The organism is Archangium lansingense, assembly GCF_026626635.1.
Taxonomy (GTDB): Bacteria; Myxococcota; Myxococcia; order Myxococcales; family Myxococcaceae; genus Archangium; species Archangium lansingense.
Window position 1 is genome coordinate 13,094,873 of the sequence record NZ_JAPNKA010000001.1, and the last position, 26,069, is coordinate 13,120,941.

26 protein-coding genes are annotated in these 26,069 nt (G+C 68.6%); 4 read left to right on the forward strand and 22 right to left on the reverse strand.

The annotated features are described in order from the left end of the window. Nucleotides 1-9: 9 nt before the first annotated feature. Nucleotides 10-738 carry a hypothetical protein gene (locus OV287_RS52770; protein ID WP_267541684.1) on the reverse strand — a complete coding sequence of 243 codons (729 nt, stop codon included), beginning with the start codon at nucleotides 736-738 and terminating at the stop codon, nucleotides 10-12. A gap of 166 nt (nucleotides 739-904) precedes the next feature. Further along, nucleotides 905-1,330: a nuclear transport factor 2 family protein gene (locus tag OV287_RS52775; protein ID WP_267541685.1), complete on the reverse strand. Its 426-nt coding sequence runs from the start codon at nucleotides 1,328-1,330 to the stop codon at nucleotides 905-907. Nucleotides 1,331-1,496: 166 nt separating this feature from the next. Between OV287_RS52775 and OV287_RS52780 the strand changes: the two genes are divergently transcribed. Then, nucleotides 1,497-2,291: a hypothetical protein gene (locus OV287_RS52780; RefSeq protein ID WP_267541686.1), complete on the forward strand. Its 795-nt coding sequence runs from the start codon at nucleotides 1,497-1,499 to the stop codon at nucleotides 2,289-2,291. Between the two features lie 136 nt (nucleotides 2,292-2,427). On the opposite strand, the gene OV287_RS52785 is transcribed toward OV287_RS52780, so the two are convergent. Further along, complete coding sequence (locus OV287_RS52785; RefSeq protein ID WP_267541687.1) at nucleotides 2,428-3,303, reverse strand: glycoside hydrolase family 19 protein; 876 nt, start codon at nucleotides 3,301-3,303, stop codon at nucleotides 2,428-2,430. Next, the gene (locus OV287_RS52790; protein WP_267541688.1) at nucleotides 3,225-4,163 is read right to left on the reverse strand and encodes a LysM peptidoglycan-binding domain-containing protein; all 939 of its coding nucleotides are present in this window, start codon (nucleotides 4,161-4,163) and stop codon (nucleotides 3,225-3,227) included. The genes OV287_RS52785 and OV287_RS52790 overlap by 79 nt, the downstream gene beginning before the upstream one ends. A gap of 337 nt (nucleotides 4,164-4,500) precedes the next feature. On the opposite strand from OV287_RS52790, the gene OV287_RS52795 reads away from it, so the two are divergent. Further along, on the forward strand, nucleotides 4,501-4,923 hold the full coding sequence (locus OV287_RS52795; protein WP_267541689.1) for a hypothetical protein: 423 nt from the start codon (nucleotides 4,501-4,503) through the stop codon (nucleotides 4,921-4,923). A 17-nt stretch (nucleotides 4,924-4,940) separates the two neighbouring features. On the opposite strand, the gene sitI6 is transcribed toward OV287_RS52795, so the two are convergent. The 3 genes from sitI6 to OV287_RS52810 form a co-directional block, all read right to left on the reverse strand. Then, on the reverse strand, nucleotides 4,941-5,660 hold the full coding sequence (gene sitI6, locus OV287_RS52800; RefSeq protein ID WP_267541690.1) for a SitI6 family double-CXXCG motif immunity protein: 720 nt from the start codon (nucleotides 5,658-5,660) through the stop codon (nucleotides 4,941-4,943). A gap of 4 nt (nucleotides 5,661-5,664) precedes the next feature. Then, nucleotides 5,665-6,342 (reverse strand): SitA6 family polymorphic toxin lipoprotein, encoded by a 678-nt coding sequence (sitA6, locus tag OV287_RS52805; protein WP_267541691.1) that lies wholly within the window; start codon nucleotides 6,340-6,342, stop codon nucleotides 5,665-5,667. A 76-nt stretch (nucleotides 6,343-6,418) separates the two neighbouring features. Continuing rightward, nucleotides 6,419-9,361 carry a PAS domain-containing protein gene (locus OV287_RS52810; protein ID WP_267541692.1) on the reverse strand — a complete coding sequence of 981 codons (2,943 nt, stop codon included), beginning with the start codon at nucleotides 9,359-9,361 and terminating at the stop codon, nucleotides 6,419-6,421. 200 nt (nucleotides 9,362-9,561) lie between these two features. Between OV287_RS52810 and OV287_RS52815 the strand changes: the two genes are divergently transcribed. Beyond that, the gene (locus tag OV287_RS52815) at nucleotides 9,562-10,206 is read left to right on the forward strand and encodes an SCO family protein (protein WP_308809811.1); all 645 of its coding nucleotides are present in this window, start codon (nucleotides 9,562-9,564) and stop codon (nucleotides 10,204-10,206) included. A gap of 86 nt (nucleotides 10,207-10,292) precedes the next feature. Here the strand turns inward: OV287_RS52815 and OV287_RS52820 are convergent, their stop codons facing one another. The 3 genes from OV287_RS52820 to OV287_RS52830 all read right to left on the reverse strand — a co-directional run bounded on the left by OV287_RS52820 (nucleotide 10,293) and on the right by OV287_RS52830 (nucleotide 11,892). Continuing rightward, nucleotides 10,293-10,715: a hypothetical protein gene (locus OV287_RS52820; RefSeq protein WP_267541693.1), complete on the reverse strand. Its 423-nt coding sequence runs from the start codon at nucleotides 10,713-10,715 to the stop codon at nucleotides 10,293-10,295. Nucleotides 10,716-10,837: 122 nt separating this feature from the next. Continuing rightward, nucleotides 10,838-11,275, reverse strand: a complete 438-nt coding sequence (locus tag OV287_RS52825) for a hypothetical protein (protein WP_267541694.1) — start codon at nucleotides 11,273-11,275, stop codon at nucleotides 10,838-10,840. Between the two features lie 80 nt (nucleotides 11,276-11,355). Next, nucleotides 11,356-11,892 carry an O-acetyl-ADP-ribose deacetylase gene (locus OV287_RS52830; RefSeq protein WP_267541695.1) on the reverse strand — a complete coding sequence of 179 codons (537 nt, stop codon included), beginning with the start codon at nucleotides 11,890-11,892 and terminating at the stop codon, nucleotides 11,356-11,358. Between the two features lie 153 nt (nucleotides 11,893-12,045). Between OV287_RS52830 and OV287_RS52835 the strand changes: the two genes are divergently transcribed. Next, a complete protein-coding gene (locus OV287_RS52835; protein WP_267541696.1) occupies nucleotides 12,046-12,579 on the forward strand; it encodes a hypothetical protein in 534 nt (177 codons plus the stop codon). 113 nt (nucleotides 12,580-12,692) lie between these two features. Here OV287_RS52835 and OV287_RS52840 read toward each other — a convergent pair whose 3' ends face one another. The 12 genes from OV287_RS52840 to OV287_RS52895 form a co-directional block, all read right to left on the reverse strand. Continuing rightward, nucleotides 12,693-13,271: a Fis family transcriptional regulator gene (locus tag OV287_RS52840; RefSeq protein ID WP_267541697.1), complete on the reverse strand. Its 579-nt coding sequence runs from the start codon at nucleotides 13,269-13,271 to the stop codon at nucleotides 12,693-12,695. Nucleotides 13,272-13,447: 176 nt separating this feature from the next. Further along, the gene (locus OV287_RS52845; RefSeq protein ID WP_267541698.1) at nucleotides 13,448-14,809 is read right to left on the reverse strand and encodes a universal stress protein; all 1,362 of its coding nucleotides are present in this window, start codon (nucleotides 14,807-14,809) and stop codon (nucleotides 13,448-13,450) included. A gap of 193 nt (nucleotides 14,810-15,002) precedes the next feature. Further along, on the reverse strand, nucleotides 15,003-15,389 hold the full coding sequence (locus OV287_RS52850; RefSeq protein ID WP_267541699.1) for a type II secretion system protein GspG: 387 nt from the start codon (nucleotides 15,387-15,389) through the stop codon (nucleotides 15,003-15,005). Nucleotides 15,390-15,450: 61 nt separating this feature from the next. Then, nucleotides 15,451-15,852, reverse strand: a complete 402-nt coding sequence (locus OV287_RS52855) for a hypothetical protein (protein WP_267541700.1) — start codon at nucleotides 15,850-15,852, stop codon at nucleotides 15,451-15,453. A gap of 301 nt (nucleotides 15,853-16,153) precedes the next feature. Next, entirely contained in the window at nucleotides 16,154-17,737 is a 1,584-nt protein-coding gene (locus OV287_RS52860; protein WP_267541701.1) for an adenylate/guanylate cyclase domain-containing protein, read from the reverse strand. 177 nt (nucleotides 17,738-17,914) lie between these two features. Continuing rightward, nucleotides 17,915-20,800 (reverse strand): GAF domain-containing sensor histidine kinase, encoded by a 2,886-nt coding sequence (locus OV287_RS52865; RefSeq protein WP_267541702.1) that lies wholly within the window; start codon nucleotides 20,798-20,800, stop codon nucleotides 17,915-17,917. Nucleotides 20,801-20,962: 162 nt separating this feature from the next. Next, complete coding sequence (locus OV287_RS52870; protein ID WP_267541703.1) at nucleotides 20,963-22,078, reverse strand: hypothetical protein; 1,116 nt, start codon at nucleotides 22,076-22,078, stop codon at nucleotides 20,963-20,965. 20 nt (nucleotides 22,079-22,098) lie between these two features. Next, entirely contained in the window at nucleotides 22,099-22,653 is a 555-nt protein-coding gene (locus OV287_RS52875) for a Uma2 family endonuclease (protein WP_267541704.1), read from the reverse strand. Between the two features lie 50 nt (nucleotides 22,654-22,703). Next, nucleotides 22,704-23,456: a hypothetical protein gene (locus OV287_RS52880; protein WP_267541705.1), complete on the reverse strand. Its 753-nt coding sequence runs from the start codon at nucleotides 23,454-23,456 to the stop codon at nucleotides 22,704-22,706. 306 nt (nucleotides 23,457-23,762) lie between these two features. Next, entirely contained in the window at nucleotides 23,763-24,629 is an 867-nt protein-coding gene (locus tag OV287_RS52885) for a tryptophan 2,3-dioxygenase (protein ID WP_267542592.1), read from the reverse strand. Between the two features lie 91 nt (nucleotides 24,630-24,720). Then, on the reverse strand, nucleotides 24,721-25,242 hold the full coding sequence (locus tag OV287_RS52890; protein ID WP_267541706.1) for a cell wall protein: 522 nt from the start codon (nucleotides 25,240-25,242) through the stop codon (nucleotides 24,721-24,723). Between the two features lie 192 nt (nucleotides 25,243-25,434). After that, nucleotides 25,435-25,926, reverse strand: coding sequence for a hemerythrin domain-containing protein (locus OV287_RS52895; protein ID WP_267541707.1), 492 nt, complete (start codon nucleotides 25,924-25,926; stop codon nucleotides 25,435-25,437). Nucleotides 25,927-26,069: the final 143 nt, after the last annotated feature.

Below are 26,069 nucleotides of genomic sequence, written 5' to 3' on the forward strand. Positions count from 1 at the left end.
GTTCCGTATTCAGAAGACGATCATCAGGGCGCCTGCGCCGACGGCCCCGAGCGTCGCATACCCCACCACCTGATGCGCAGTGGCCAGGTTCACCTGGGAGAGATTGCCCTCCTGACTCGCCGTCACCAGGCCGAGCACCACCTGCGTGAGCATGCCGGCGGTGGCCAGGGAGACGAAGAACTTGTGCAAGGTGATGGTGTCCAGGCGCAGCTCCTTCTTGAAGGGCGTGGGCGCGAACAGGCCAAGCAACCCCGTGCCGACGAACAGCGTCGAGGTGCCAATCACCAGGCCCGTGTGCAAGGCGTCGTAGCGGCCCGTGTCGCCCCCACCACGGTAGCGGTCATTGAAGTGCAGCTGCCCCACCACCACCGTGGCGGCCAGCGTGGTCAGCGTGGCGAGCCCCAGCCCCTGGTGGATGGTGAGCATGGTGCGGCGCTGGGCGATGGCGCGCTCCAGCGCAGGGTCCACCAGGCGCGGAGCCTCGGCGGCCTCCGAGGGCTCGAGCAGATCGAAATCCATGTCCAGCCCCGGCTCCTCGGCCTGCTGTACCGGAGCGTCGGCCGGCCGTGATTCGGTGGGCTTCGACTCGGGCGGCTGCGCCTCGGTGGGGTTCTCGGTGGACGTGGAGGACTTCTTGGAAGTCTGAGCTGACGCGGCGCGCTTCTTCCCGGCGGCGTGGGCGCTCGTGGCGGGGGCGGCAAGGAGCAGGATCAACAGGACGACGGCGGTGCGGGACATCGCTTCCCCTTGGTCAGGAAATCAACAGTCCCAGTCAGTATGCGCCAACGTCTCGGTGCGTTACATGTCGATATATGACGGAAAAAGCCCACGCCGTGCTCTCCCACCACCGGGGAAAACAGGACGTGGGACTCCGTCTTCTTGGGAGCCGGGAAATCAGCTGTGCTCAGGCCGGAGCGGTGGCCGGAGGCTCCGAGCGCGGCGCGGTGCCCAGCGACAACTCCTGACCCAGCACACGTGGATCGAAGTAGGCGTAGAAGCGCGAGATGCGCTCTCCGTCCCACTCGATGATGGAGACGCCCTCGTAGTCCACCGCCGCGCCGTTGTGCGCGGTGCCACTGGACTCCCACTCCAGCGCCACGCGGTCACCGGCTTCGATCATGTTGCGGAAGGTGGACTTCACCTGGCGCAGCATGCCCTTGTACTCGCGCCAGAAGTAGCGAGCGCCGTCCTTGCCATGGAAGGTGCGCCGGGCGGCCACGTTGCTCACCTGCGCGTCGTCTCCAAAGAGCTCCAGCAGGGGCTCCACGTCTCCGTTCTCCTCCAGCCGGGCCAGTGCATCCACGAAACGCTGCGCTCGCTCCATCGCCATGGGGGTCCTCGCTCCACCCGCGTCAGGGGTCCTTATGAGTCGCAGGGTGCGCATGGACGCCAGGCAATGCCTTCTCCACCGGTTGCCCGCCCGGCCGGCGTGCGAAGGAAGCGGGCTCTGGCCGCGTGCCACCTGGCTCGGGTTCGCACTAGGCTGAGCGGTGTCCATGCAACGCCTCCAGCAAGCCCCGTCCCCCACCCACGAGGAGGGAGCCGAGCCCGTGCCGTCCCTACCGGCCCTCGAGCCAGTGCCGGTACGCGAGCGGTTGGAGCTGCTCCGCCTGTCGGGTGTATCGGCCCCAGAGGTGGACACGTTCCTGGCCGGGCTCCAGGCGCCGTATCTGCCAGGCGAGTCCCCTCGGGAGCGGGCGGACCTGATGTTGGATTTGTTGGAGGAGGAGCGGCTGTGTGAGCTGACCGGCAGCTCCGGAAAGCGAGTGGGCGTCGCCGCGCTGGAGACGCTGCTGCAGCTCGGCTACCCGTACGCCCTCGAGGTGACGCCCGAGATGCTGGCCCGGGCGCGCGGCGCTGGGCCGCTTCCGCTCTCCTCTCACGCGCTCGTGGGACTGGGGCTCACCGCTGTCAACGTGCTGCTGCCGGCGACGCTGCTGTCCCAGGAGTTCTTCTCCTATGTCGAGGCCCTGCTCGACGACGGCCTCGGCCTCGGCCACGAGAAGCTCTTCTCCGGGCCCGCGCGCTACCTGCCGCTGATCGTCCTGGCGCTGCTCACGCCACCCGTGCTCTCGGCCATCATGCAATGGAAGAGGTTCCGCATTGCCCAGCACGTCCTCACCGGCGTGCAGGCGATGGTGGGCCTGGTGCTGCTGCTCCTGGCGTTGGGCGAGCCGGCCGGTGACTTCTGGGTGTACGGCGCGGAGCGGTTCCTGCTGGCGCTCTCCGGCGTGCTGGCGTGGGTCATCGCCTTCTGCCTTCATCCGCGCGAGGAACCTCCGGAGCCCTGAAAGCCCCAGGCCCGCGGACACCTCGCGGAGCACCCACCCCTGAAAAGACGATGACCGCGGCCGAGGGGGGTTGGCCGCGGTCATCGGGCCCCCTTCGGGGGGAAGGGGGGCCGTGCCAAAAACGTGAAGCTGTCTATCAGGTGAGCACGTCGAGCGCGCGCTGGTAGTACTTCTGCCGGTCAGCGAGCCCGTTGTAGCCACCGTTGATGCGGCGGGTGAGCTCCTTGAAGTCGCCCGAGTCCGCGTACTTGTTCAGGTTGCGGCTGTTCCAGTACCAGGCGGCGGTACGGAAGCCCACATCCGGGTCCGAGGCGCGCTTGGGGTTGTTCTCCAGGTCGATGCCCAGGGCCTTGCCCGCGGCGCGGTAGTTGGAGCGGCCGGTGATCTGGATGGGGCCACGGCCCTTGAAGCGCACGCCGTCGCCCGGCTGCGTGTTGCCCAGGTCCTTGCGGCCCTCGTAGGCGGCACCGGAGGCAATCTCCTCCATGTAGCGGAACTCACCGCTCTCGTGGGCGAGCTGCGCGAGGAAGGCAGCCTGGCGCTTGGGGGTGTTGATGCCGGCCTCGGCCATGGCCTTGTTGAGGTGGGGCAGGTACTGCTCCGCCTTGGCCTGCGACAGGTTGGGCATGATCTTCCGCAGCTGCGCGAGCGACACGCCGCCCTTGGTGCCGGGCTCGTTGCTCGGGCCCGTCACGGGGCCGGGGCCGGAGGAGCCACCCGTGCCGCCGGTGCCCGAGGTGCCACCCACGTCAGCGCCGAGCTTCTTGAAGGCAGCGCGGGTCAGGGGGCCGTAGTAGCCGGTGTTGGGCACGCCGTTGGCGGCCTGGAACTCCTTGAGGGCCGCCTCGGTCTTGGGACCGAAGGTGCCCGGGCCGGTGTTCATCTCGGCCTGGGTCATGTGGCCCAGCTTCACCAGCGCGGTCTGGAGCTGCTTCACGGCATCGCCCTTGGCGCCCTTCTCCAGGTCACCCGTGGGCAGGTCCAGGCCCTTGATGGAGGCATTGCCGCCCACCGAGGGCGTGTGGGGTTGGTGGGCGCGGGGGTGTTGCCGCCGCCGGCCGGAGCGGTGCCCGGCTTGGGGTTGCCGCCGGAGAAGGTCACCAGCTCGCCGGTGCTCTTGTAGTTGCTGGGGCCGCCGACCAGCTTGCCGCCCTGCAGCTTGAGGGAGATCTCCTTGCCGGTGGCCGGGTCGTTGGCGAAGTAGGTGTTGCCCTCGCGGCGGGTGACGGCGACCCAGTGGTCGGTGCCATTGGCGCCGCCGTTGGAGCCGGCCTTGTAGTCCACGCCGATGACGACGGGGCGGCCGGCGTCGATCTGCTTGTTGATGTTATCGAGGCTCCAGCCGGGCTTGCTGGCGCTGAGGCCACCCATCTTCGCGGCCTGGCCCCAGATGAGGCCGTTGCCGGAGTAGCCACCGTTCTTGTCGAGGTGGGCGTCGAGCTCGCCGGGGTTGATGACCTTGCCGGTGATCTTGCTCATGGCCATGGCGGTGGAGGTCATGGCGCAGCCGGCGGCGGAGATGGAGGAGCCGGTGCCGAGGGCGCGGCCGCCCCACTGGGCATCGCCCTGCTTGAAGATGGGGGTGCCATCGGCCGAGGTGGGGAACTGACGGCCGTCGTCATCGCGGGCGGGACCGGCACGGCCGCTGGTGCTGGCGGTTGGGGCCTGGTTCTCGAACTTGTCACCGCCGCCCTTGGAGGGGCCGCTGGTGGACGGACGCTCGAAGCTGTCGGGCAGCTTCAGCTTCTGGCCCACCTGGATGAGGCTGGCGTCCTTGATGTTGTTGGCCTTGGCCAGCTTGTCGACGGTGGTGTTGTACTGCTTGGCGAGCGCCGACAGGGTGTCGCCGCGACGAACGGTGTGGACGGACACGGGGGACTCCGAAAGCGAGTGAGTCAGGGGGAAAAGGGACAGCGATGACCTATTCTCGCGCGAGGCGACAAAAGGTTGCTGGGGGGGTAGGAAAAACCGGCAGCCCCCACACCCAGAGTGCGCAAAGGCGCGGAATTCATGAGCGCGGACGCACTCTGGGAACAAGCGTCCCCGGGCGATCAGGGGGGCTGAACAAGGAATCCGAGCATGGGTGCACGGGAGACATGTCGATCGGCACGCTCATCAAGCCCACCCAGGACCCCCTGCGCCAGGACCCGGGCGTCGACGGAGACGCCCTCCTGGCTCCGCTTTCCCTCTAACCCACTCCGCGCTCGCGATGCTCTACAACCCCCAGTTCGACGTTGATTCCGTCTTCGACATCCTGCGCACCATCAACGAGAAGTACCCGGAAGGTTCGTCGGAGGACGAGGCCCTCCGGATCGCCGCGGTAGCGCTGTTCTACGTCCGTGAAACCCAGAAGCTGGACGACTATCGCGAGTTCTTCCGCTCGTTCTACACGCCCGCCATCGACTACGTCGTCGTGGCCCAGACGTTCGCCTCGCGAGAAGAGGCGGACGCATGGCTCGGCGGTGGACAGGCCCGGGAGGGCGATCTCGTCAGGATCTCCGGCCAGGGCTTCCAGGTCATGCCCGTGCGCAAGGGGACGGGCTTGCGGCTCGTCCGGATGCCCCTGCCGGAAGAGCTGATGAAGCGCCCTCCTGCGGAGTCGGAGCAGGACCCGGACACCGCGAAGGAATGAGGAGCCCGGTGACGGGCTCAGCGCACGGGCACCTCGCGGATGTCCAGCTCCTCCAGGCCCAGCCGCCGCACCGTCTCCACGAAGCGCTCGGTGCCGATGAAGATGGTCTCGAAGTCGCTCAGCCGGAACAGGTCCGTGTGCGTGGGCAGTGACGCCACCTCCAGCATGGGCTCCTCCGGGAAGGTGTAGTTGTCACAACCGCACTTGGGACACGCAGGGCGCCGATCCGGAGGGGTGCAGTCCGGATGCAGCCGGCCGTGCGGCAGGACTTCCAGCTCCAACAACTCGGGGTGTTTCTTCTGGCGGAAGCGCAGCTCCGTCGGGAAACCGCGCAGGCCGCGCACTCCCTCGGCTTGCAGCTTCTCCAGCGCCTCGCGATGTATCAGCGGCATCTCGACGTAATAGAAGAACAGGGGGCTGAAGGTGCCCGAGGCCGTGCCCACCAAGGGGCCGAATTTCGCACCCGGCAGCAACTGGCCTCCGGGTGGCACCCTTGGCCGCACCAGCTCACGCAGCCGCACGAACTCGTCGAGGGGCTCTGGCCGGGCCTTCTCGTACTCGCCGCGCTCGGCCAGGGTGGACAGGTCCGCGCCCGGATATGCGGTCATTCCTCCCGCCCACGTGGCTTTACATTCGGGGCAACGAATCCCGGGCAGGCTGCCCCACTTGTGCCTGGCTCTGAGCGTACCGGTGTACTTCGACTCCCGCGGTGTCCGGAGCCTGTAGAACCTCGTCATCTCGTCACCTGCCTCCGCGCGCATACGGAACGATGGGCCCCGTCAGCTCGAAGCGGAAGATGAGCTCTCCGGCATGACGGTAGATTTCCTCGGGAAATGCATTGGGCTTCGCATCCTTGAAGTCCAGCCAGGCCTGGTTCCACCTGCCCCCCCTGGACCCCTGGCTGTGGATACGGATGTGGACATGCTCGGGGATGAGCATGGTGTACTGATGAATGTCGGGTACCCCTCGCGCATGAAACCACTCCCGAAGCTCCTGAGCCTGGGGAAAGAGGTGGTGCTTGACCCAGCGGCCCGGAGGCAGGGCGGGCAGCGGCGGCTTGGGGTCGAAGTGCCGGTTGAAGCGGAAGGTGAGAACGGGCCGGGTGTTGCGTGGCCAGCCGATGGGACGGCCCCTCCACCCACGAGGCGTGGGGCCTGGAATGTAGAGGGACCCCCCTCCCCGCGACGCCAGCAGCACCTCTTCATCACCTACCACCTCCTGGCAGTGGAAGAAGCCGCACTCCTCCCCGTCCTCCTGGCACAGCAGGACGAGACTGCGCTCGTCCTCACAACCCTCCTCCCACGTCGCCACCACCTCGGGCTCGGGTGTTGGGCTGCCTTCCTGGAGAACCGGGCTCGTGGTGGCGCACGCCAAGAGGCTTCCCACCAGCAGCAGGCAAAGGGTTCGGAGCGGTCGCATGGGCCGTGGATTCTACCCGCCAGACGGCGGGCATTCCCGGCTCCCGTGCTGGACGACCTCGCGCAGTAGGTGTGCCTCACCCCACCCGGGCGCCCGCGTCCCCGCGCCCGGCGAGCCGCGCCACCGCTTCCACGAGCGTCGCCGGCTCCAGCGGCTTCGCCAGGTGCACCTGGAAGCCCGCGCGGTAGGCCCGCCGCGCATCCTCGGCGCTCGCATAGGCCGTCAGCGCAATCGCTGGCACCCACTGGTCCCTCGCCTCGGCCCACGCCCTCACCTTCCTCAAGAGCGAGTGCCCGTCCTCCCCCGGCAGGCCAATGTCGGACACCAGCACCTCCGGCATCGACTCCCTCAGCCGCTCCATCGCCTCGGCCGCGGTGCTCGCCGTGCCCACCACCGCGCCCCGCTCACGCAGCATCAGCGCAATCAACTCGCGTGCGTCCGCCGCGTCCTCCACCAGCAGCACCGTCACCCCGTCCAGCCTCACCTCCGGCGCCGGAGCCTCCGCTCCCGGCAACGCCTCCGGCTTCGTCTCTGGCAGCACCGCCGGCACCGGCAGCGTCACCGTGAAGGTGGAGCCCTTCCCCTCCCCCGCGCTCTCCGCCCGCACCTGCCCTCCGTGCAGCCCCACCAGGTGGTGGACGATCGCCAGCCCCAATCCCAGTCCGCCGTGCTCGCGCGTCGCCGAGCCGTCCGCCTGCCAGAAGCGCTCGAAGAGGTGCGGCACGAAGTCCGCGCGAATCCCCTTCCCCGTGTCCGTCACCCGAACCCACAGCTCGCGCTCGTTGCGCTCCACCCGCACCTGCACCCGCCCTCCCCCCGGAGTGAACTTCACCGCGTTCACCAGCAGGTTCCAGCACACCTGCTGCAATCGTCCCGGGTCCCCCACCAGCATCGCCGTGCCGTTGCCGCCCACGTCCACCTCGAGCGACAGCGACACTCCCTTCTGCTCCGCGTGCGGCTTCACCACCTCCACCGCCGCCTGCACCACCCCCACCAGGTCCACGCCCCGCCGGTGCAGCGTCAGCTTCCCGGTGATGATGCGAGACACATCCAGCACGTCTTCAATCAACTGCGCCAGCGTGCGCGCGTTGCGCTCGATGACGCCCAGCCCCTTCTCCACCGCCTTCGCGTCGTTCTGCCGGTTGCGCAGCATCTGCGTCCAGCCCAGCACCGCCGTCAGCGGCGTGCGCAGCTCATGGCTCATCACCGCGAGGAACTCGTCCTTGGCGCGGTTGGCCGCCTGCGTCTCCGCCATCAGCCGCGTGTTCTCGATCGCCACCGACGCCATGCGCGCCAGCTGCACGAGAATCGCCTCGTCCTCGGAGCTGAAGTCCCCCTCGTACCGGTCCGAGAGCTGGATGAGGCCCAGGTTGCGCCCATCCCGTCCCACCAGCGGCGCCGCCAGCCACCCACGCATGGGCGGGTGCTTCGCTGGATGCCGGCCAAAGCCTCGCCAGGCCGGGTGCCCCTCCAGCTCCGGCTGCGTCAGCCGCATGGGCAGGTTCAGCCGGCACACCCAGGTGTAGATGCCCGTGCCCTCCGAGGGCTCCTTCCACTCACGCCACGCCCCATACTTGTCCGACACCGACACCGAGTGGATGGCCCGCGCCCAGCTCCCCTCCTCCGTCAGGCTCGTCATCGACTGGTGCGCGCCAATCACCTCGCGCGCCTGCTCGGTGACGGCCTTGAGCACATGCTCGACGGTATCCGCCTCACTGATGACGAGCGCGGCGCTGGCCAACCCCTGCAACTGCACGGCATGGTGCTGCTCCCGCGCGAGCAGCCGCTCCAGCTCGGCCTCACCCTGGCGCTGGCGCGTAATGTCCCGATGGGCTCCCACCCACTCGCGCACCGAGCCGTCCTTCTCCAGCACCGGCACCGCACGCGCCAGCATGTGACGGTACGAGCCGTCGTGGTGCCGCAGCCGATGCTCCACCAGGAAAGAGGCGTGCGTGGAGAGCGCGTCCTCCCAGGCCCGCACGGTGCGCTCGCGATCCTCCGGGTGCACCGCGTCCAACCAGCCCCAGCCCTGGTACTCCTCACGCGACTGCCCGGTGAAGGAACTCCAGCCCGGCTGGGCCTCCACGAACTCGCCCGAGGGCGGCGTGGCCCAGATGATGTCCGAGGTGGCCGTCACCAGCGAGCGGAAGCGCTCCTCGCTGTACCCCAGGTCGCGAGCCAGCGCCTCGGCGGTGCCGCGCGAGCGCACCAGGTCCGTCACGTCGTAGGCGAAGATGGCCACGCCCTCCACCCGTCCAGCGGCGTCGCGCTGGGGGTGGTAGGCGATGTCGAAGAACATCTCCTCCGGCGGCGAGCCCACCGTGCGCGGCACCTTCACCGGCCGGGCGCGGCCCACGTACGAGCTGCCGGTGGTGTACACCCGGTCCATCACCTCGAAGACGCCCTGGCCCGCCAGCTCCGGCAGGGCCTCGCGCACCGGCTGGCCCACCATGTCCCGGCTGCCGTGAAAGCGCCGGTGCAGCAGGTTGGAGAAGACGAAGCGGTGCTCGGGGCCGCGGGTGATGCTGACGGCGGCCGGCGCCAGCATCAGCATCTCCTGGAAGCGGGTGCGCTCACCTTCCACGGCGGTACGCGCCGTCTGCTCCGCGGACAGCAGCCGCACCCGCTCGTTCTCCGCCAGGCGCCGCTCCGTCACGTCCCGGCTGAAGACCACGAGGCCCTCACCCGAGGGGAAGGCACGCGACTCCAGCCACACCCCGCCGGGCGCGAAGAAGTCCTCCAGCGACACCAGGGTGCGCGCGTCCATGGCACGGCGCCAGGCCGGGGCGAAGGCGCTCTCGGCCACCTCGGGCAACGCCGTCCACAGCTCCTGCCCCAATAGCTGCTCGCGCGAGCGACCCAACAGCCGCTCGAAGACGGCGTTGAGCCACACCAGGCGCCAGGCCCCATCCACCACGAGAATGCCGTCGGTGACGCCGTCCAGCAGCGGATCAACCCCCGCCGGGGCCCCGCTCTCCAGCCCCCCGGTTGGAGTTCTTGACGGCTCGTGGATTGCCATGGACTCGGGCCTCAGGCTTAGCAGAGCGCGCTGACGGCTGCTCGGGGGTGGGGGTTGGACTGTCGAGCGCAGGCCGTTCCGAGGTGGGAGTAGTTGACACCTGGGGGTGCCTGAAGCCGCCCGGGGAGGGAGGAGGCGACCCGGAAGCCTGTGACCTTGTGCGGCCGGGACGCATCCGTTAGCAGTCGGGGCCGGCCCCCATGTCCACCGACGTCCCGACTCCGAATCCGCCGCGCTCCTCGAAACACTTCCTGTGGGGAGGGCTGGCCGCCGCCGTGTGCCTGATGCTGCTCGGGGTGGGGTTGGCCTTGCCCCGGGAGAAGCCCCTGGAGCGGCTCGGCAGGCTCCCGGCCTTCAGCTTCACCCGCCAGGACGGCCAGCCCTTCGGCCTGAAGCAGCTCGAGGGCCGTCCCTGGGTGGCCAACTTCATCTTCACCCGCTGCCCCACCATCTGCCCCGTCTTCACGCGGAAGATGGCGGGTGTGCAGAAGCAGACGGCGGGCCTGGGTGAGCTCGCGCTCATCTCCTTCTCGGTGGACCCGAAGTACGACACCCCCGAGCGCCTCACCGCCTATGCCGAGAAGCACGGGGCGGACCCGGCGCGCTGGAGCTTCCTCACCGGCGAGTACGAGCAGCTCAAGGACACCATCGTCGGCGGCTTCAAGATCGCCATGGGCCGGGAGGACGGCGCGGACGAGAACGACATCGCCAGCATCTTCCACGGCTCGCACTTCGTGCTGGTGGACCGGACGGGGGAGATTCGTGGCTACTACAACAGCGAGCACGACGACGACGTGGCGCGGCTGGTGCTCGACGCCGAGCGGCTGGTGAAGAGCGGCGAGTAGCACCCGGCGGCGGAAAACAGGAAGGGCCGGCCTCCCGTATAGGGAAGACCGGCCCTTTCTACGCCGCGCCCTGGAGCGCGAGGGGCTCAGGCCGCCTCGAGCAGCTTCTGGGCGTGGGCGTGGGCGAAGATGTTCTGCAGGTTGATGCCACCCTGGGGCGGCAGGGCGTCGCCGACCTTCTTGGCGATGCCACCGACCGTCTCGGCCAGGTCACCCAGCTTCTTGATGGTGGGCATGGCCTTGGAGAGCACGCCCAGGCCACCCAGCGGACCGCTGGCCACGAAGGACAGGGCCTTATCCAGGAACTTGTCGGCGAAGGGCTTGATGAAGTTGCCGATGCCGAAGGGGAGCTTGTCCAGCGCGCCGCCCACCAGCTTCTTCACGGGGGCCATGATCGCGTCCAGGGGCTTCTGGAGGAAGTTGGTCACCTTGCCGACCACGTCCGCGACCTTGCCCACCGTCTTCGCGATACCGCCGATTGCCTTGCCGATGCTCTTCAGAAAGCCCATGGTCGTGCCCCTGTGTCCCCGGGTGGGGAAGACGAATTCTCGAGTGTTGGAAGCGGCCCCAGCGTCGCTGGGGAGTACAAAAGGATTATCGGAGGTGGGATTTTCGAGTTGCGTGTGGGATTTCAGACCCGCCCCGGGCCGCCCTTGCGCATCTGGTTGAGCAGCTCCTGACGATTCTCGGGGTCATCCGAGGCCAGGGGCTTCTGGCCCTCGGTGCCCTGCAGAGAGGGCTTGCCCGCGGAGGAGGGGGCGCTGTCGAACCCGGACTTGTCGAAGCGGGGGCCCTCGATGCCCAGCTCGCCCTTGGCGCCGGCGACGAAGAACTGACCCACCTCCTCGGGGGTGGGCGGCTCGTAGCCCGCGGCACGCAGCTCCGCGTCATCGGCCACCTGGAGCATCGGCTGCTTGTCCGGGTTCTGGGCGTAGTCGAGCACCAGCTCCACGTAGGCCTCCAGCTCCATGCCCACCGACTTCGCAATGCGCTTGGTGTCGGGATCGGCGAGGAGCTCGGCGCGGACCTTCTCCACGGGCTTCTTCAGACGCGGCTTCTGCTGGGACATGAGGCGGCTCCAGTCAAGGAAAAGCTGAGTAGCCGGGACTCTACTTCAGCCCTCCAGAGGGAGCCAGAACACCCCCGTACTCAGGGTGCGGGTGCTCCGGCCGCGGCGAGTGCCTCGCGGTAGACGGAGAGATCCTCCTCGCTGAAGAGCACCACCGTCACCTGCTCGAGCTGAGGCAGGCGCACGAGGGCGGAGCGAATCTCGCGCAGGGCGATGGGCGCGGCCTCGGAGATGGGGAAACGGTAGGCGCCGGTGGAGATGGAGGGGAAGGCCACGGAGCGCAGGCCGTGGCGCTCGACGAGCTCGAAGACGGAGCGGTAGCAGCGCGCGAGCAGCTCGCGCTCGCCCTTGTGGCCGCCCTGCCAGACAGGGCCCACGGTGTGGATGACGTGGCGGGCAGGCAGCTTGTAGCCGCCGGTGATGCGGGCTTCTCCGGTGGGACAGCCGTTGAGGGGGCGGCACTCGGCGAGCAGCTCGGGCCCGGCGGCGCGGTGGATGGCGCCGTCCACGCCCCCGCCCCCGAGCAGCGAGGTGTTGGCGGCATTGACGATGGCGTCAGCGGCCACCCGGACGATGTTGCCCTGGGTCAGCACCAACGGGTCGCGGGTCTGGGTCATGGAGCGCTCCTGAGAAGAGGGGCCTGGCGGACGAGCAAGCGCTGAAGGGCCTGACCGCCGTGCGGACGGCTCAAATTTTGACGCAGTGCTCCCAACCCAATCCAGCGTGCATACCTTGGCCGGAAAGACACGGGACAAGGAAGGGACACACGCATGGCGACCATTGGGACGCGTCTGGTGGAGAGGCTGAAGGACGAGGCGCTGCGCCTGGGCACCCAAGGGGTGCGGTGGGTGGTGGAGAGCACCGTCTCGGCCGTGAGGACGGTGGACCGGCTGCAGCAGGAGTGGATCCCCCGGGAGCAGCGGAGTGCGGGGGCAAAGCGAGGGCCGGCCGGAGAGGACGCGGCGATGGAGCACCAGCGGCGGGAGCGCACCTTGTACCGGCCCCCACCCGAGCGGAAGGTGGTGGGCCGTCCGGCGAAGCAGGTGCGAACAGAGGCCCAGGCCACGGCGGAGCTCGTGTTGGCGGAGGCGAGGGCCGCGAAGGAGCGCCTCAAGAAGGCCCAGTCTGCGCCCCGGCCGCTGAAGGTCTCCGCCGAGGCCGAGGAGACCCCGAAGCGGCGGACGACGCGCAAGACGGTGCGGACGCAGGGGCGCAAGACGACGCCGACGGCGGCGGCCCCCAAGCGCGTCACGGCCCCGAAGGAAGGCTTCAAGGCGAAGCGAGGCCAGAAGCACAAGCACTGAGCCACCAGGCCCCCTACAAAGCCCCCTACCCGCGCAACCACCCCTCTCCCCTCGGGAGAGGGTCGGGGTGAGGGTATCCGGACCCCAGGCTGAACCCGTGCCGTGTGGCCGTGTTACCTGCGCGTGACCTTGGGCGAAGTAGCGCGAGGGGCCGCCTTGGAACGCAAGCGCGAGCTCTTCACGGTGATGCCCGAGGCCTTCATCTGAGCGGCCTTCTCGGCGGCGAGCCGGTCGGCCTCGGCCTTGCGAGCGACCTCGTCAGCGACGAGCTGAGCGCGGCGCTGGGCGATGAGCTCGCGCATGCCGTCGAGGGTGAGGTCCACCTGGGCGAGGTGGAGGCGGTAGAGGAGGTCCTCGCGCAGAGTCCCCTTGGAGCGGGCCAGCTCGACGCCGCCGGAGAGGCCGACGACGATTTTGGGCCGCTCCTCCTGGGTCTGGAGGCAGCGGACGATGAGCCCCTGGGCGGGGATGCTGATGCGAGCCACGTCGGGGATGAACAACACCCCACGAGGCTGCCGGAGAGCGTCGCCGACCTGCTCGGTCTGGCGGACCTCCACCAGGGGCCCCTCCTTGGAAAAGTTCCTCGCCGCCGTCGCCGCCCACGTGCGCCGCTCATCTTCCGTGCCGCCGCTCAGGAGCACCGAAGCGCGGTTCGCTACAAGCTCCTCTTCGCGGTACCCTCGCGGTGTCAAAGGCAGACCTCCCCCGTCGTTGACTGCTTTTGACAAAGCCTAACGCAAATCGGGTTTCCCGTCGAACCCGGCAACGTCTCAGGGGCCGGTAAACCAGCCCCGCACGCGGAAATCCCCCAGTCTTTCCACGGAGTTGCAAAAGTAGCGGGGAACCGCACGAGACCTGTCGAGGAGGGTCACGCGTGGAGGACCACGACGGGGCGGCGGCAGCGCTCCACGAGGGCTCGGGCCACCGAGTCGTTGAAGACGTCGGCATGACCCGGTGCGTCAGACGTACCCAGGCAGACCAGGTCCACCCCCTCGCGCTCGGTGGCCTGGCAGATGGCTCGGGCGACGTCGTCACCGGTGACGCCCTCCAGGGTCCAGTGCACCTCGGTGGCGTTTTCCTCGTGGGGCACGAAGGCCTTGAGACGCTCGAGGACAGCGGACTGCTCGCGAGGGGGCTCGGGGACAACGCCGTACTGGTCCATCACCCAGGCGCGGTCCGCGGGGCGGCGGCGGTGCACGTGAAGCAGGTGGACGCGGCCACCGGGGCGCACGAGCGAGCGGGCCTGGGAGATGGCACGAGCGCTGGCCTCGGAGAAGTCCACGGGGACGAGCACGGCGCGAGGCGGGACGCTCCTCTGAGCCGTGGGCTGGCTGGGGGGCACGCACGCCACGGACTGCTCGGCATGGCGAAGCACGCCGGCGGACACGGAGCCGTGCCACAACCGGGCGAGCCCTCCGCGCTGGTGGTTGCCCACCACGACGAGGTCCGCGCCGCGAGCGTGTGCCACGTGCAGCAGATGATCCGCGGGGCGACCGAAGCCCGGCTCCAGGTGAAGCTCCAGTCGGCCCTCTCCCGGCAGCTCACCCACGCGCTCACTCAGCTCGCGCAGCAGCACACGCTCCACCTGCGGGTCCAACACCTCGATGCGGCGCACCACCGGGTCCAACACCTCGAGGTGCACGGGGGTGTGAATGCCCAGCCGCTCGCGCTCCTCGACAGGGGAGCAAACGGAGACAGCGATGACGTCGCAGGGGCCCACGCGACGCAGCTCGTGCAACCAGGTCACAGCGGCGGCCGAGGTGCGCGAGTCATCTATGCCAACGAGCACCTGGAGGCGACGGCGGCCCTGAGCCCAATCGGCGAGGGCGTCGCCCTGACGGCGCACCACGAGCACGGGGACGTGGGCCTGCTGGGCCACCCGCTCATAGACAGGGGTACGGCGCCAGGCAGAGACAGGGGCCCAGCCTTCGGTGGAGAGAACGAGCAGCCGAGCGTTGCGGACGAGCTCCTCCTCAGCGAGCACGGTGCCAGGAGGGCCCTCGAGCAGACGCATCTCCACGGCGAGGCCGGGGGTGCGCAGCTGGTCCGCCTCGGCGGACAGCCGGGTAAGCGCCTCATCACGCGAGCGAGGGCCATGAGGAGAGGGGTGCTCGGTGTCGAGCACACCGAGAAGCCACAGGGGCTCACCGAGGCGAGCGGCGATGGCGGCCGCGACCTGGGCAGAGCGGTCCGAGGCGTGGGACAGGTTGGTAGCGCACACCACGGGCATGACAGCCTCCCATCGAGGGCGCGAGGGGATGTGCCCTCTCTCAGGAAAACCCTCGACGAGAGGATGACCATTGCACGAAGGGCCAGGAGGCCCCCGGCCACGAGAGTGCGCACCAGGACGCCCCTCCCCTCTCCGTGCAAGCTCCCTCTCCCTCTGGGAGAGGGTTGGGGTGAGGGTCTACACCACCGCGCCCCTACCGAGTCCCCACTGCCGCATGCCCGTCATGGTTGGTGTGGTCCTGATTGGCACCATTGCCACCGCGCAGCCCATCCTGGCCATAGGACTGAAGGAAGGGCCGCTGCCCATCGCTCGCGAAGGCATAGGGGTGGCCCCAGGGGTCGGTGGGCACGGCGGGGAGGTACTTCGGCACGAGGAAGGACAAATCCCCCTCGTCGGGGATGGAGCCGTGCTCGGCGCGGTAGGCCTCGAGGGCGGAGAGGAGGCGGGCGAAGTCGGCGTGGACCTGGGCAGCGCCAGGGTCGTGCTTGCCGCGGAGGCCGAGCCACACGGTGATGCCGATGGCCACGAAGGCGAACGGCAGGAAGATGACCATCAGATGGGGGCGGCGGCGCGGCGTCACGGAGTCCTCTTATCAGCCGCGCGCCCCCCTCGGAAGCATCGAGCGCCACACGAGCCAGACCTCAGACTGATGGCAACCTCAAGTCCAAGAGCTCCGCCACCTTCGGCAGAAGGAGCGACCACACGACCGCCACCCCACCCCCCCACTGCGTGGCATCGGGATTCAGCGTGAGGAAGGGGGTGCCCGGCAGCGCGCACGCCCACGCCACGAACGAGGCGAGCGATAGGACGAGCACTCCGAACAGGCGCCAGCCCGCGAGCTTCGGAGGATCGCCTTGCTTCTTCTGGGCCAGCCACTCCGCGGCGCCCTGCTTGTTGGCGAGCGCGACATTGAGCAGCAGGAACATGCAGACCAGCGCGGCGCCGATCACGAAGAGAGCCCACCGGCCCCCGTCGTTCTCGGGGGCCACCACGCCCACCAGGGCGATATAGCTACCGAGGGCCTCGCTCGGAATCCATTTCACGACGCTCTGTAGCGCCGACTCTCGGGAGGGCTGGCTCGTAGCTTCCCGGAATGCCGTCGACTTCGCTTCCGCTACAACCGCATACGCTTGCCGCGTCGCCGCCGCGATGCTCATCTCAGCCTCCACAGGTGTCGGTGGGGTGGGCCGAACGGGTGTGATGGAGAGAAGATAATGAGCCGCGATGGGCCGAGGAGATTTCCCGCCCCACCAGCGCCTGACGCCGTGGTGCCCTGCCGGACGTGATTGCGGTCGACAGCCCCCGCCCCTGTGCCAGGAATGGGCGCAGGAGGCTGTTCGTGACCTACCAGAGGGCGCGGAAGAGGGGCACCGGGTGGGGCTTGCCCTTGAGGCGCACAGGGGGAAGCTCCTCGAAGCCCGACTCATGACCGGTGAGCAGCTCGACGGTGCGCTCGCCGACCAGAATCTCCCCAGGCCCGGCGAGGGCGCACAGGCGCGCGGCCACATTCACCGAGTCGCCGATGCAGGTGTACTCGGTGCGCATGGAGCCGCCGATGTTGCCAGCCACGGCCATGCCCGAGTTGATGCCAATGCCCAGCTCGAGCGTGAGGGGGCGGCCCTGGCGGGTGGTGGCCCACTCGGCCTCGGCGCGCTCGCGCAGCTCGACCATGAAGGCCATCATCATCTTCGCGGACTGGAGCGCACGCAGCGCATCGTCCTCGCGGAACACGGGCGCACCGAAGACGGCCATGAGCCCGTCACCGAGGAACTTGTCCAACGTCCCGCCGCAGGTGAGCACCGCGTCGGACAGCCCGCCCAGCACCTGGTTCAACACACCGACGGTCTGCTCTGGCGGGAGACTGTCCGCGAGCCCGGTGAAGTTGCGGATGTCCGCGAAGAGGATGGTGACCTCGCGCTTCTCACCGGTGAGCACCACCGAGTCGGGGCTCTTGAGGATCTCCTCGACGACGGCGTCGGAGGTGTAGCGGGCGAAGAGCTTGCGCATCCGCTCCGTCTCACCGGTGCGGCGCATGACGCTATCGATGCGCGCGGCGAGCTCGTCCATGGAGGCGGACTTGTTGACGTAGTCATCCGCGCCCGCGCGCAGGCCCTTCACGCGCTCGGTGTCGTTGTCGTTGGCGGTGAGGATGATGACGGGCATGGCCCGGCTGGGGCCTTCCTTGAGACGGCGGCACAGCTCCATGCCGTCGATGCCGGGCATATCCAGGTCGCTCAGAACGATGGCCGGCTGCACCTTGCCCACCTGCTCAAGGGCCTCGTACGGGTCCTGGAAGCAGATGACCTCGTAGCCGAGCGACACGAGCCCTTCCTGGACGAAGGCACAGGCCAGGGGGCTGTCGTCGACGACCATGACGCGGTGGTTGCCGCCCTCCTGCACCTGGGTGCGAGCGGGAGACTCCTGGCGACCGGAGACGCGGTTCTGGAGCCCAAGGCCTTCGTAGAGCTGCTTGTAGGTGCAGTACCCGTGCTCGACGACGATTTCCCCCAGCTTGCGACCGGTGCGGCGCTGGAGGGCGAGCGCCTCGTCGAGCTGGGCGACAGTGAGGTACTTGAGGCCCACGAGCAGCTCACCCAGCGGAGGCTGCGCGGGGGTGAAGCCCTGAGTCGGGTTGTCGTGAAGACCGAGCGCCTCTCCGAGGGCGTCCTGGATCTGCTGGCGGGTGACGTAGCCCAGGGAGATGAGAGCCTCGCCGAGCCGCTGACCATTGAGGGACTGGAGGGCGAGGGCCTCTTCGATCTGATTGGGCGTGACGATGCCGAGCTTGAGTAGGAGCTCGCCGAAGAGAGGGCTATCCGCGCGAACCGCGGTGCGGTTGCTGCCATCGGCACGGGTCAAACGGGCTCTCCACCTTCCTAAGGGTGATTCGAGGCCCAGCGTATCCCAGCCTCCGGGGAGGGGACACATAGGAGCCAGGCTCCCCTGGCCGAGGCACAAGCAGGCAGAAGAATTCCTGATTCCGCGTATACCCCCCGCGCCCGCGCCAGCCCCCTCGCCCGCCGACGCCCCCTCGCCCTCCGGGAGAGGGTGGGGGTGAGGGTGCCACGCCCCCCGGGTTGTCCCCCGAGAGCCCTACTCGGGCCCCTACTCCCGAGGCAGCTCCACCGTAAACGTGGACCCCTCGCCGGGAGCGCTCTGCACGAGGATGTGCCCGCCGTGGGACTCGATGATCTCCCGAGAAATCCACAGCCCCAGCCCGAGTCCATGGAACTGCTTGCCATTCACGGCGCGCTCGAAGCGCTCGAAGATGCGGGCCTGGTCCTCGGGGGCAATGCCAATCCCGTTGTCCTTCACCACCAGCCGGGCCCGACCATCGGGGCCTGACTCCACGCGCACCTCGACGGGCTGGCCGCGCCCGTACTTGGCGGCATTGGACAACAAGTTGCCCACCACCTGCTCCAGACGCACGCGGTCCCAGCGCCCTGGCACGGAGGTATCAGCCAGCAGCTTCACCTCGCTGCCGGCGCGGGCGAGCGCCTCGGACATGCGCCCCACGGTGTCGCGCGTCAGCGTCGCCAGGTCCACGTCCTCGCGCTCCAGCTTCATCCGCCCCGAGGTAATGCGGCCCGCGTCCAGCAGCTCGTCAATGAGGGCGCCCAGCCGCTCGCTGGTGCGCTCGGCCTTCTCCACGCGCTGAGCCAGTCCCGGCGTGGTGGCCACCTCCCGCGCCGTACGTGCCAGCATCTGAATCTGCAGCCGCAGCGCGCTCAGCGGCGTCTTCAGCTCGTGCCCCGCCACCGAGAGGAAGTCATCCCGCAGCCTCACTGCCTCGGTGGCCGCGCCGTACAGCCGCGCGTCCTCGATGGCCAGGGCGGCGCGCTCGGCGAGGCTCTGCAGCAGCATCTGGTCGTCCTCGCCATAGGGCCGGCCGCCCGCCACATCCCGCACCACGCCCAGGCTGCCGAACACGCGCCCCTTTACCGCCAGCGGCACCACCAGCAAGCTCTGCGGCCCGTAGCGGTCCAGGTAGGGCAGGTACTCGGGCAGTCCACCGGAGGCCCGCGCCTCCTCCACATCGATGTCCGGCAGCAGCACCGCGCGCCCGTGGGAGACGGCGCTCCCGTGGAACCCCTCGCCCACCTTCTGCCGCCGCGCGTGCACGGTGCCCGCCAGCATCCAGCGCGCCTCCGGCTCCGGGTGGTGGATGGTGACAGGCTCCAGGAAGGCCCCGTCCTCGGCCATGAGCTGCAGCACGCACCCATCCCCCATCACCTCGGACACCTTGCGGGCAATCACATCCAGCACCGCGGGCAGGTCCAGGCCAGCCTCGGCCAGCAGCTGGTCCACCTCCACGAGGATGCGCAGGCGCGCGGCGTTGCGGCGGGACTCGGCCTCGGCGGAGCGGGCCTTGCGCAACAAACGTGCGTTGTCGATGGCCATCCCCGCGCGGGCGGCCAGGTCCTCGGCGAGCGCGCGGTCCGCGTCGGTGAAGGGCGAGCGCTCCGGCCCGCGCACGAAGGACATGGCGCCCAGGGTGCGCTGGCGCGCTATCAGCGGAACGATGATGAACGAGCCCCCCTCGGACTGAGCCCCAGCACCAACCTCGGGACGCGCCTCCACCTTGCGCGTGAAGAGAGGCACCAGTCCGGTGACGAGCTGCGAGCGTCCGGTGCGCACCACATCCGTGATCGCCGAGGGCCGTGCCCGCTCCGGGCAGAAGACCTCGATCTTGTCATGCATCAGCGCGCGCTCGGGATTCACATGCTTCACGGTGAGCCGCCGCAGGGCGCCGTGGTCGTCGAGGAAGTCCACCGCGCACCAGTCCGAGAAGCCACCCACCGCGAGCTGCGCCACTCCAGACACGGTCGTCTCCCACTCCAGGGAGCCGGACAGCAGCACGCCCGCGTCGGCCAGGAGCTGCAGTCGCTGCCCAGCGGCCTCCGCCTGGAGACGAGCCGTGCGCTCGTTCTCATAGAGGCGGGCGCGCTCCATGGCCTGGGCGCACTGGCGGGCCAGCCCCAGCATGAGGGTGCGCTGCAGCTCGGTGAAGCGCCGAGCCTGAACGAAACCAAAGGTCAGCACCCCCAGGTTTCGCTGCTCCACGCACAGGGGCAAGAAGGCATAGGCCTGGCAGGACTGGTGCGCCATGTACGCTCCGAAAGCGGGGTAGCGAGCCCGAGCCTCCTCGGGAGACTCCAGCCACACCGGCATGCCACGGGCCGCGGCGTCGAAGCCGGGCATCTCGTGCAGGGGCGTCTCCCTCGGCATCGAGCGCAGGGGGGCGAGGTGCGCCTCACCGACGCCCACCGCCGACACCAGCTCCACCGAGCGCCCATCCGCCGAGACCTGGTGCACCGTGCCGGCCAACGCGCCCACCGCGGGCACGCCCAGCTCCAACACGACCCGGCCCACGTCCTCACGGGTGAGGGCGCGGCCGAAGGCCTCCGTCACCGCCTGGAAGCTGGTGAGGCGCAGCAACTCAGCATGCTCCGCCTCGGCCCGAGCCTGCAGCGCGGAGCTGCGCGCGGACTCCACCCACCGGCCGCGCTCGATGGCCAGCCCCGCCAGCTGCGCATAGAGGGTGAAGCGCCGCATCTCCTCGGGAGAGAAGGTGCGCGGCTCCGGCGAGGGCCCCATCAGCAAGCCCACATGCCCCCCGCCCGAGGCGCGCACGGGCAGGGCCAGCAGCGACGCCGCCCCCAGCCCGTCCATCACCGTGGTGAGCGCCGGCTCCAGCCCCGACTCCGTCTGGTGGAACAGCCAGGGCACGGGCTCCTGACGCGGGGCCTCCAATAGGAGGCGTCCACACCTGCCCACTGCCTCGGGACACACCCCAGGGGTGGCATGGGTCAGCAGCAGTCCATCCACGTCCAACCAGGCGATGGCCGCGCGCTCCAGCCCCACAGAGGAGGCGGCACAGCGCACCACCTCCTGCAGCACGGCCGTGGCCGACGGAGCTGACGCAAGCTGCTCCAGCGCGCGCGACATGCGCTCCACCGCAGCGACGAAATTGCTTCCGGGCACCTGCATGCCCCACCCCCCAGGCCCGGTCCACATCAGTACCGAGCATGAGATAGGAGTTTTCCACGACTACCATCCGCTTCCCACCGCCTCTTCGGCGGAGCGTCCGCTTCAGGATAGTCGGAACTCCCGGGTTTGCCCGGATGTCCAACGGCTCACTTGCGGGGGCGCCTACTCGAAGACCCGGAGGAAGGCGAAGAGGATCTCCAGGACGATGAGCAGGACGATGGTGAGCTCCAGGGTGAGGGAGCGATCCGTGTCCACCTCGCCCTTGAGCAGGCTGTACGTCTGGGCCAGCAGCTGCTGCTTGCGCGTGACGGAGGCCTGCCAGGCCGGAATGCGCATGCGCTTGACGGAGGCCTCGTAGACCTTGGCCAGGTAGAAATCGCCAATGATTTTGAGGCTGTTCTCCACGCGCTCGATGAACTCGTTGAGGTCCACCAGGGTGGCGAGCGTCTCGCGGGCCAGGGCGCGGTAGGGGCTGCGGAAGAGGGCGAGGAAGCCGTGGCGCCGGGCCTGCACCTCATCGTGGATGCGGCCAATATGGGCATCCAGCAGGTAGTCGTAGTAGCGGAACTCGAGGAGCTGGGCGTTGGCCACCTCCAAGAGATCGGGGATGTCACTGGAGCCGGAGGGCTCGTAGACGAAGGCGCTGTTCCAGTCGATGACGGCCAGGTCATCCACGGTGTAGCTGAAGCGCGACTGGGTGACGGCCTCGCGCTCGCGGGCGGACAGCGGCTTGTCGTTCACCTCGCCGAGCAGCACCCGCGCCAGGTCCGCGCGCGCCAGCAGCTCCTCGGCGGAGGGGTTGCCCTCAATCCGCTCGACGAAGAGGACGGTGTAGCTCTCGTTCTGATCCCACAGGTGCGGCCCCTGCACGGCCGGGGCAATCATCTTGCGCACCGACTCGATGAGCTCCAGCGCGAGCTCCTCGAGGGCCACGCTGTCATAGAGCTCATCGGCGAGCGCGATGAGCGGCTCGAGCGTGGTGCCCGGGGCCACCGGGACGCGCAGGATGATGGAGGCGGCGCCATGGTCGAAGAGGCGCGCCGTCACGTCCACGGTGACGGGCCCCTGGCGCAGGGCGAGCGCGCGCCGGCCCAGCTCGAAGGCCAACGGGGGGTTGGGGAGCTGAAGGTACTGGCTGTTCTCGCGGCCGAGCTTCAGGCGGCGAGCATCCGAGGAGATGACCCGGCGAGCCTGCTCGAGGTTGATCTCCTCGGCGATGTCGAAGGTGCGGTAGCAGAGAACGTGGGCCTTCTCGAAGACGAGCGACTCGGCGGCCATAAGGACCGCAGATTAGCCGTTCACTCCGCCCACAGGAGGCGCAACGGAAGCTCCAGGGCACCAAAAGGTTCGGCACGGACGGTGCCTGTCCCCGAGTGCAAGGCGGTCAGCGAATAGCGGCGGCCGTCGAGCTGGAGGACTTCCAGGGTGCGCACCTCGGGGTCCACCAGCCAGACGTGGCGGATGCCCTCGTGGGCGTAGAGGGGCAGCAGCTGGGCGCGCTCCTCGGGGTGGGAGAGCACCTCGCAGACCCAGTCCGGGGCGAGCGCGATGCCGGAGGAGCCCCGAGACATGCGCGGCAGGCGCTCGCGCCGCCAGCCGATGAGGTCCGGGGCGAGGACGCTCTGGCCGAGGTGGATTTCGAGCCCGGAGAGCAGGAGCCAGGAGCTGTTGCCAGCGGAGCCCCGGCCAGCGCCGTAGGTGGCGATGAGCTCAGCGCCCAGCTGAGAGGCCGCATAGGCGTGGAGCGCAGCCGAGCGAGAGGTAACGGAGCGCGAGACCAGCTCGAGCCCCTTCCGGCGCAGAGGAGGGAACTCGAGATGCGACAGAGGAGCGGGGCTCAACATGGCAGTCATGATGAATGCCATGTTGCAAAGCAGTCTGACATCCCCCCGGCGTCGTACCGCTAGTTCCCACTTTCTTGATTGCTGAGAGCGTCTGAGAAATCGAGCTGAGCGGCGAGGCTCTCGGAGAAGCGCTGGGCGCAATCGGTGGGAGGACTGGGGTGGAGGGCGCACTGGCGGCGGGAGAGGGCCTCGGGGCCGGAGGCGGCGCGCTCCAGGCGCTCCATATAGGGCTTCCAGTCCGCCTGGGCGAGCTGGCGCATGGGGAGGTCGGACTCCTCGACATGAGCGGGAGCGCGGGAGGCAGCGGCCTGCGCCTTGGAGCGGTAGGACTGGAGGGTGTCGCGGGCCTTGCGGGCGGACTCGGCGAAGCCCTCGAGCGCCTTCTGAATCCCGTTCCAGTCCTTGCGAGCCCAAGCATCCGCGTAGAAGCCCCGCCAGGAGAACTGACGCTGGAGACACTGGCTCTCGGTGAAACCATAGCCAGTGCCCATGGAGCGCTCGCCGGTGGAGAGGTCCACCCAGTTGGCCTCCTCGACGGCGGCGCAGGCCTCGGCCATCCAGCGGTTGTAGTCGGCCTGCAAGGACATCCACTCCTTGAAGGCGGGAGGCTTGGACTTCTTGAGGGGGACGATGACTTTGTCGAGCGCCTTGTTCATGGCCTTCTTCAGGCACTCGGCGCGCTGCTGCTCCATGAACTTCATTTCGACGTTGGAGTCAGGCGTCTGCTTTGGAGGAGGGCAGGCCTTGCGAGACCAGGCGTCGACGGGATTGGGATTTGCTGCGAGCACTGCGGCGAGGGTGAGCGCGAGCATGGGGCTGCTCTAGCACGAGGGGAGGAGGGACCCAATGCACCCTCCTCCCGTGGTGAACACTCAGTCCCGCGGCTCCCGGGGCGGAAAGACGACCGGCTTGCCGGGGCCGGGGGCGTCATCGGGAAGATTGCCGACATGCCCTGGTGTGGGAACCGGCCGGTCTCCGGCCTGACGTTTCGGACGCCCCTCGTCATCCTCTGGAAGCGGGGGCTCGCGCTTCGGCCTGTCGTGCTCGCCCATGGTGTCTCCTCCTTTTCCTGCTCAAGCTAGGAATGGGAGACGCCCCGGGCAGCCGCGTGGGAAGCCCTACCTGCTTCCCGGGGGAGCGAGCTCGGTGCGCACGTCCCAGAGCTCCGGGAAGAAGCGCAAGTCCAACGCCTTGCGAAGGAAGCCCACGCCCGAGGAGCCACCGGTGCCCGGCTTGAAACCGATGACTCGCATCACCGTCATCATGTGCCGGTAGCGCCAGAGCTGGAAGCGCTCCTCCACGTCCACCAACTTCTCGCACATCTCGTAGGCATCCCAGTGCTTCTCGGGATTCTCGTAGATGTGGCGGAACACCTCCATCACCCCGGTGCTCTTCTCATAAGGCAGGCGCCAGTCGCGCTCGACGCGGTCCGCCGGCACCGCATGGCCCTGGCGCGCCAGGTGCCGCAGGAACTCGTCATATACACTGGGCGAGTGCAGGAAGAGCTCGAGCTGGGCATGCACGCCCGGCATGTGCTTGAAGGGCCCCAGCGAGTGCTCGTCCTTGTGGCCGAGCAAGAACTCCAACGCGCGGTACTGGTAGCTCTGAAAGCCCGAGGCCTGTCCCAGCGCGCCCCGGAACTCGAGGTACTCATTGGGAGTGAGTGTCTCCAGCACGCTCCACTGCTCGAAGAGCATCCGCTGGATGTGGCCCACGCGGGAGAAGATTTTGAACGAGGGCTCCAGGTTGTCCGCCTGGATATAACGAATGACGGCCGTCAGCTCATGCACGAGCAGCTTCATCCACAGCTCGCTCGTCTGATGCTGGATGATGAACAGCAGCTCGTCATGGTGCGGCGGCTGCGAGCGAGGCACCTGCGCGGACAGCAGACGGTCCAGCTGCAAGTAGTCGCCGTACGTGGTCCGTCCGGCCAGGTCGGTGAAGATTCCGGGTTCCAGCTCGCGCTTGTTCATGATGCCCAACAATGGCGGGCTCACGACGTGCCCGCAAGAACCGGACCCTCTACCAGGGAGAATGGAAGGGTCCGGTCCAATTCCGGCTCAGCCGGAGTGCGGCTCAGCCCGCGTTCTTGGCCTCGGCGAGCGCCTTGGCAGCGGCGCGGCCACGCGGCAGCTTGATGTCCTCCACGCTGTTGGACTCAGCGTAGTCCACCCAGTTCGTCGGGCGGCGGTTGGTCTTCTCCAGCATGCGCAGCTTCTGGTAGTGCGCGGCGCAGTAGCCCTTGGTGCGGCTGGGCTTGCCGCAGCCCCGGATGGCGCACTCACGGGACCCACCCTCGGCGGCCGGCTTGCGGCCGCGCTTCTTGCCACCCGACACCGGCGCGGGAGCCGAGGCGGCGCGAGCCGGACGGCCCGGGCCACGACGGACCGGCGCTGCTGCAGCACCGCGGCTACCAGCGGCCACGCCAAACAGGGGGCCCACCGCGCCAGCCAGCGGCGCCAGCTGCTCCGCCACGGTGCGGAGACGATCGAGATCCGCCGTGCCCGCCTCCAGACGCGACACCAGGTCACGCAGGGGCTTGAGCTGCGCCTCAATCTCGTTACGAACCATCTCCCGGAATGCCTTATCGACCGACATGCTCGTGTATCCTCTCTCAGTGGGCCGTCTCCGGGGAGAGCCGGACCACCTTGGGGGTTGCTGTACCAGGGGCTGTTCTATTCAACAGCTGCCCAGTCATAACTGCACCCATACACGACTTGTCGATTAAAAATAAATAAAGTTTGCGTCTGACGTGATGATTGTTGTCAGCAACTGAAAGCCCGTTCAGCCTCAAGACAAACAGGACTCGTGCTGATCCAACGTCTGGAACCCCGAACGGGTGCGCCGCATTTCCATCCACAAAGCTTCGCGCGTGGCCGCCAGGGCCCGGACGAGGTCCAATTGTTCGCGCTCATCCAGCGCTTCGGCGAGCTGGGGAAAGAGTTGGAGCTCCAGAGAACGGACATGGGCAACCGCCGCGTCCTCCAGGGCCATCAACCGCACCTGCCACTCCAGACTGCCGCGCGGAAACCATTCCAGCTCGGCCATCAGCTCGTGCATGGCCAGGAGGACCTCGGCCTCCTGGAGGGCCCGTGCCTGCCCTTCCACTCGCACCACCAAGGGCTGCAGGTGACGCTCCGTCAGCCGCACGTGCAGCCAGAGCGACTCGAGCATCTCCTCCACCCGCTCGGGCGGTGGCAACCCCTCCTCACCCGGTGCCAACGCCTCAAAGCACGCCAGCAGCTCCCCTTGCTTCCCTGACAGCATCTCGAAAGGCCCCATGGCCCCACAACCATCGACACCCCTCCAGGTGCGGACAACCACCGAGGCCGGAGGTCGCTCGCTCTCCGGGCCCTCCCCCCTTCCTGACAGGCGTTGAAAGTTGCATTCCCCATACGACTTTTCCAGCAGATGGGAAGGGGTGG

What these genes read in the sequence shown, in the direction of transcription:
- OV287_RS52810 (WP_267541692.1), bottom strand. Translation starts at nt 9,361, where the DNA reads ATGGCAATCCACGAGCCGTCAAGAACTCCAACCGGGGGGCTGGAGAGC.
- OV287_RS52880 (WP_267541705.1), bottom strand. Translation starts at nt 23,456, where the DNA reads ATGCTCGCGCTCACCCTCGCCGCAGTGCTCGCAGCAAATCCCAATCCC.
- OV287_RS52830 (WP_267541695.1), bottom strand. Translation starts at nt 11,892, where the DNA reads ATGACCCAGACCCGCGACCCGTTGGTGCTGACCCAGGGCAACATCGTC.
- OV287_RS52870 (WP_267541703.1), bottom strand. Translation starts at nt 22,078, where the DNA reads ATGGCCGCCGAGTCGCTCGTCTTCGAGAAGGCCCACGTTCTCTGCTAC.
- OV287_RS52875 (WP_267541704.1), bottom strand. Translation starts at nt 22,653, where the DNA reads ATGACTGCCATGTTGAGCCCCGCTCCTCTGTCGCATCTCGAGTTCCCT.
- OV287_RS52860 (WP_267541701.1), bottom strand. Translation starts at nt 17,737, where the DNA reads ATGTGTCCCCTCCCCGGAGGCTGGGATACGCTGGGCCTCGAATCACCC.
- OV287_RS52770 (WP_267541684.1), bottom strand. Translation starts at nt 738, where the DNA reads ATGTCCCGCACCGCCGTCGTCCTGTTGATCCTGCTCCTTGCCGCCCCC.
- OV287_RS52835 (WP_267541696.1), top strand. Translation starts at nt 12,046, where the DNA reads ATGGCGACCATTGGGACGCGTCTGGTGGAGAGGCTGAAGGACGAGGCG.
- OV287_RS52825 (WP_267541694.1), bottom strand. Translation starts at nt 11,275, where the DNA reads ATGTCCCAGCAGAAGCCGCGTCTGAAGAAGCCCGTGGAGAAGGTCCGC.
- OV287_RS52845 (WP_267541698.1), bottom strand. Translation starts at nt 14,809, where the DNA reads ATGCCCGTGGTGTGCGCTACCAACCTGTCCCACGCCTCGGACCGCTCT.
- OV287_RS52820 (WP_267541693.1), bottom strand. Translation starts at nt 10,715, where the DNA reads ATGGGCTTTCTGAAGAGCATCGGCAAGGCAATCGGCGGTATCGCGAAG.
- sitA6 (WP_267541691.1), bottom strand. Translation starts at nt 6,342, where the DNA reads ATGCGACCGCTCCGAACCCTTTGCCTGCTGCTGGTGGGAAGCCTCTTG.
- OV287_RS52780 (WP_267541686.1), top strand. Translation starts at nt 1,497, where the DNA reads ATGCAACGCCTCCAGCAAGCCCCGTCCCCCACCCACGAGGAGGGAGCC.
- OV287_RS52775 (WP_267541685.1), bottom strand. Translation starts at nt 1,330, where the DNA reads ATGGCGATGGAGCGAGCGCAGCGTTTCGTGGATGCACTGGCCCGGCTG.
- OV287_RS52895 (WP_267541707.1), bottom strand. Translation starts at nt 25,926, where the DNA reads ATGGGGCCTTTCGAGATGCTGTCAGGGAAGCAAGGGGAGCTGCTGGCG.
- OV287_RS52890 (WP_267541706.1), bottom strand. Translation starts at nt 25,242, where the DNA reads ATGTCGGTCGATAAGGCATTCCGGGAGATGGTTCGTAACGAGATTGAG.
- OV287_RS52815 (WP_308809811.1), top strand. Translation starts at nt 9,562, where the DNA reads ATGTCCACCGACGTCCCGACTCCGAATCCGCCGCGCTCCTCGAAACAC.
- OV287_RS52795 (WP_267541689.1), top strand. Translation starts at nt 4,501, where the DNA reads ATGCTCTACAACCCCCAGTTCGACGTTGATTCCGTCTTCGACATCCTG.
- OV287_RS52865 (WP_267541702.1), bottom strand. Translation starts at nt 20,800, where the DNA reads ATGCAGGTGCCCGGAAGCAATTTCGTCGCTGCGGTGGAGCGCATGTCG.
- sitI6 (WP_267541690.1), bottom strand. Translation starts at nt 5,660, where the DNA reads ATGACGAGGTTCTACAGGCTCCGGACACCGCGGGAGTCGAAGTACACC.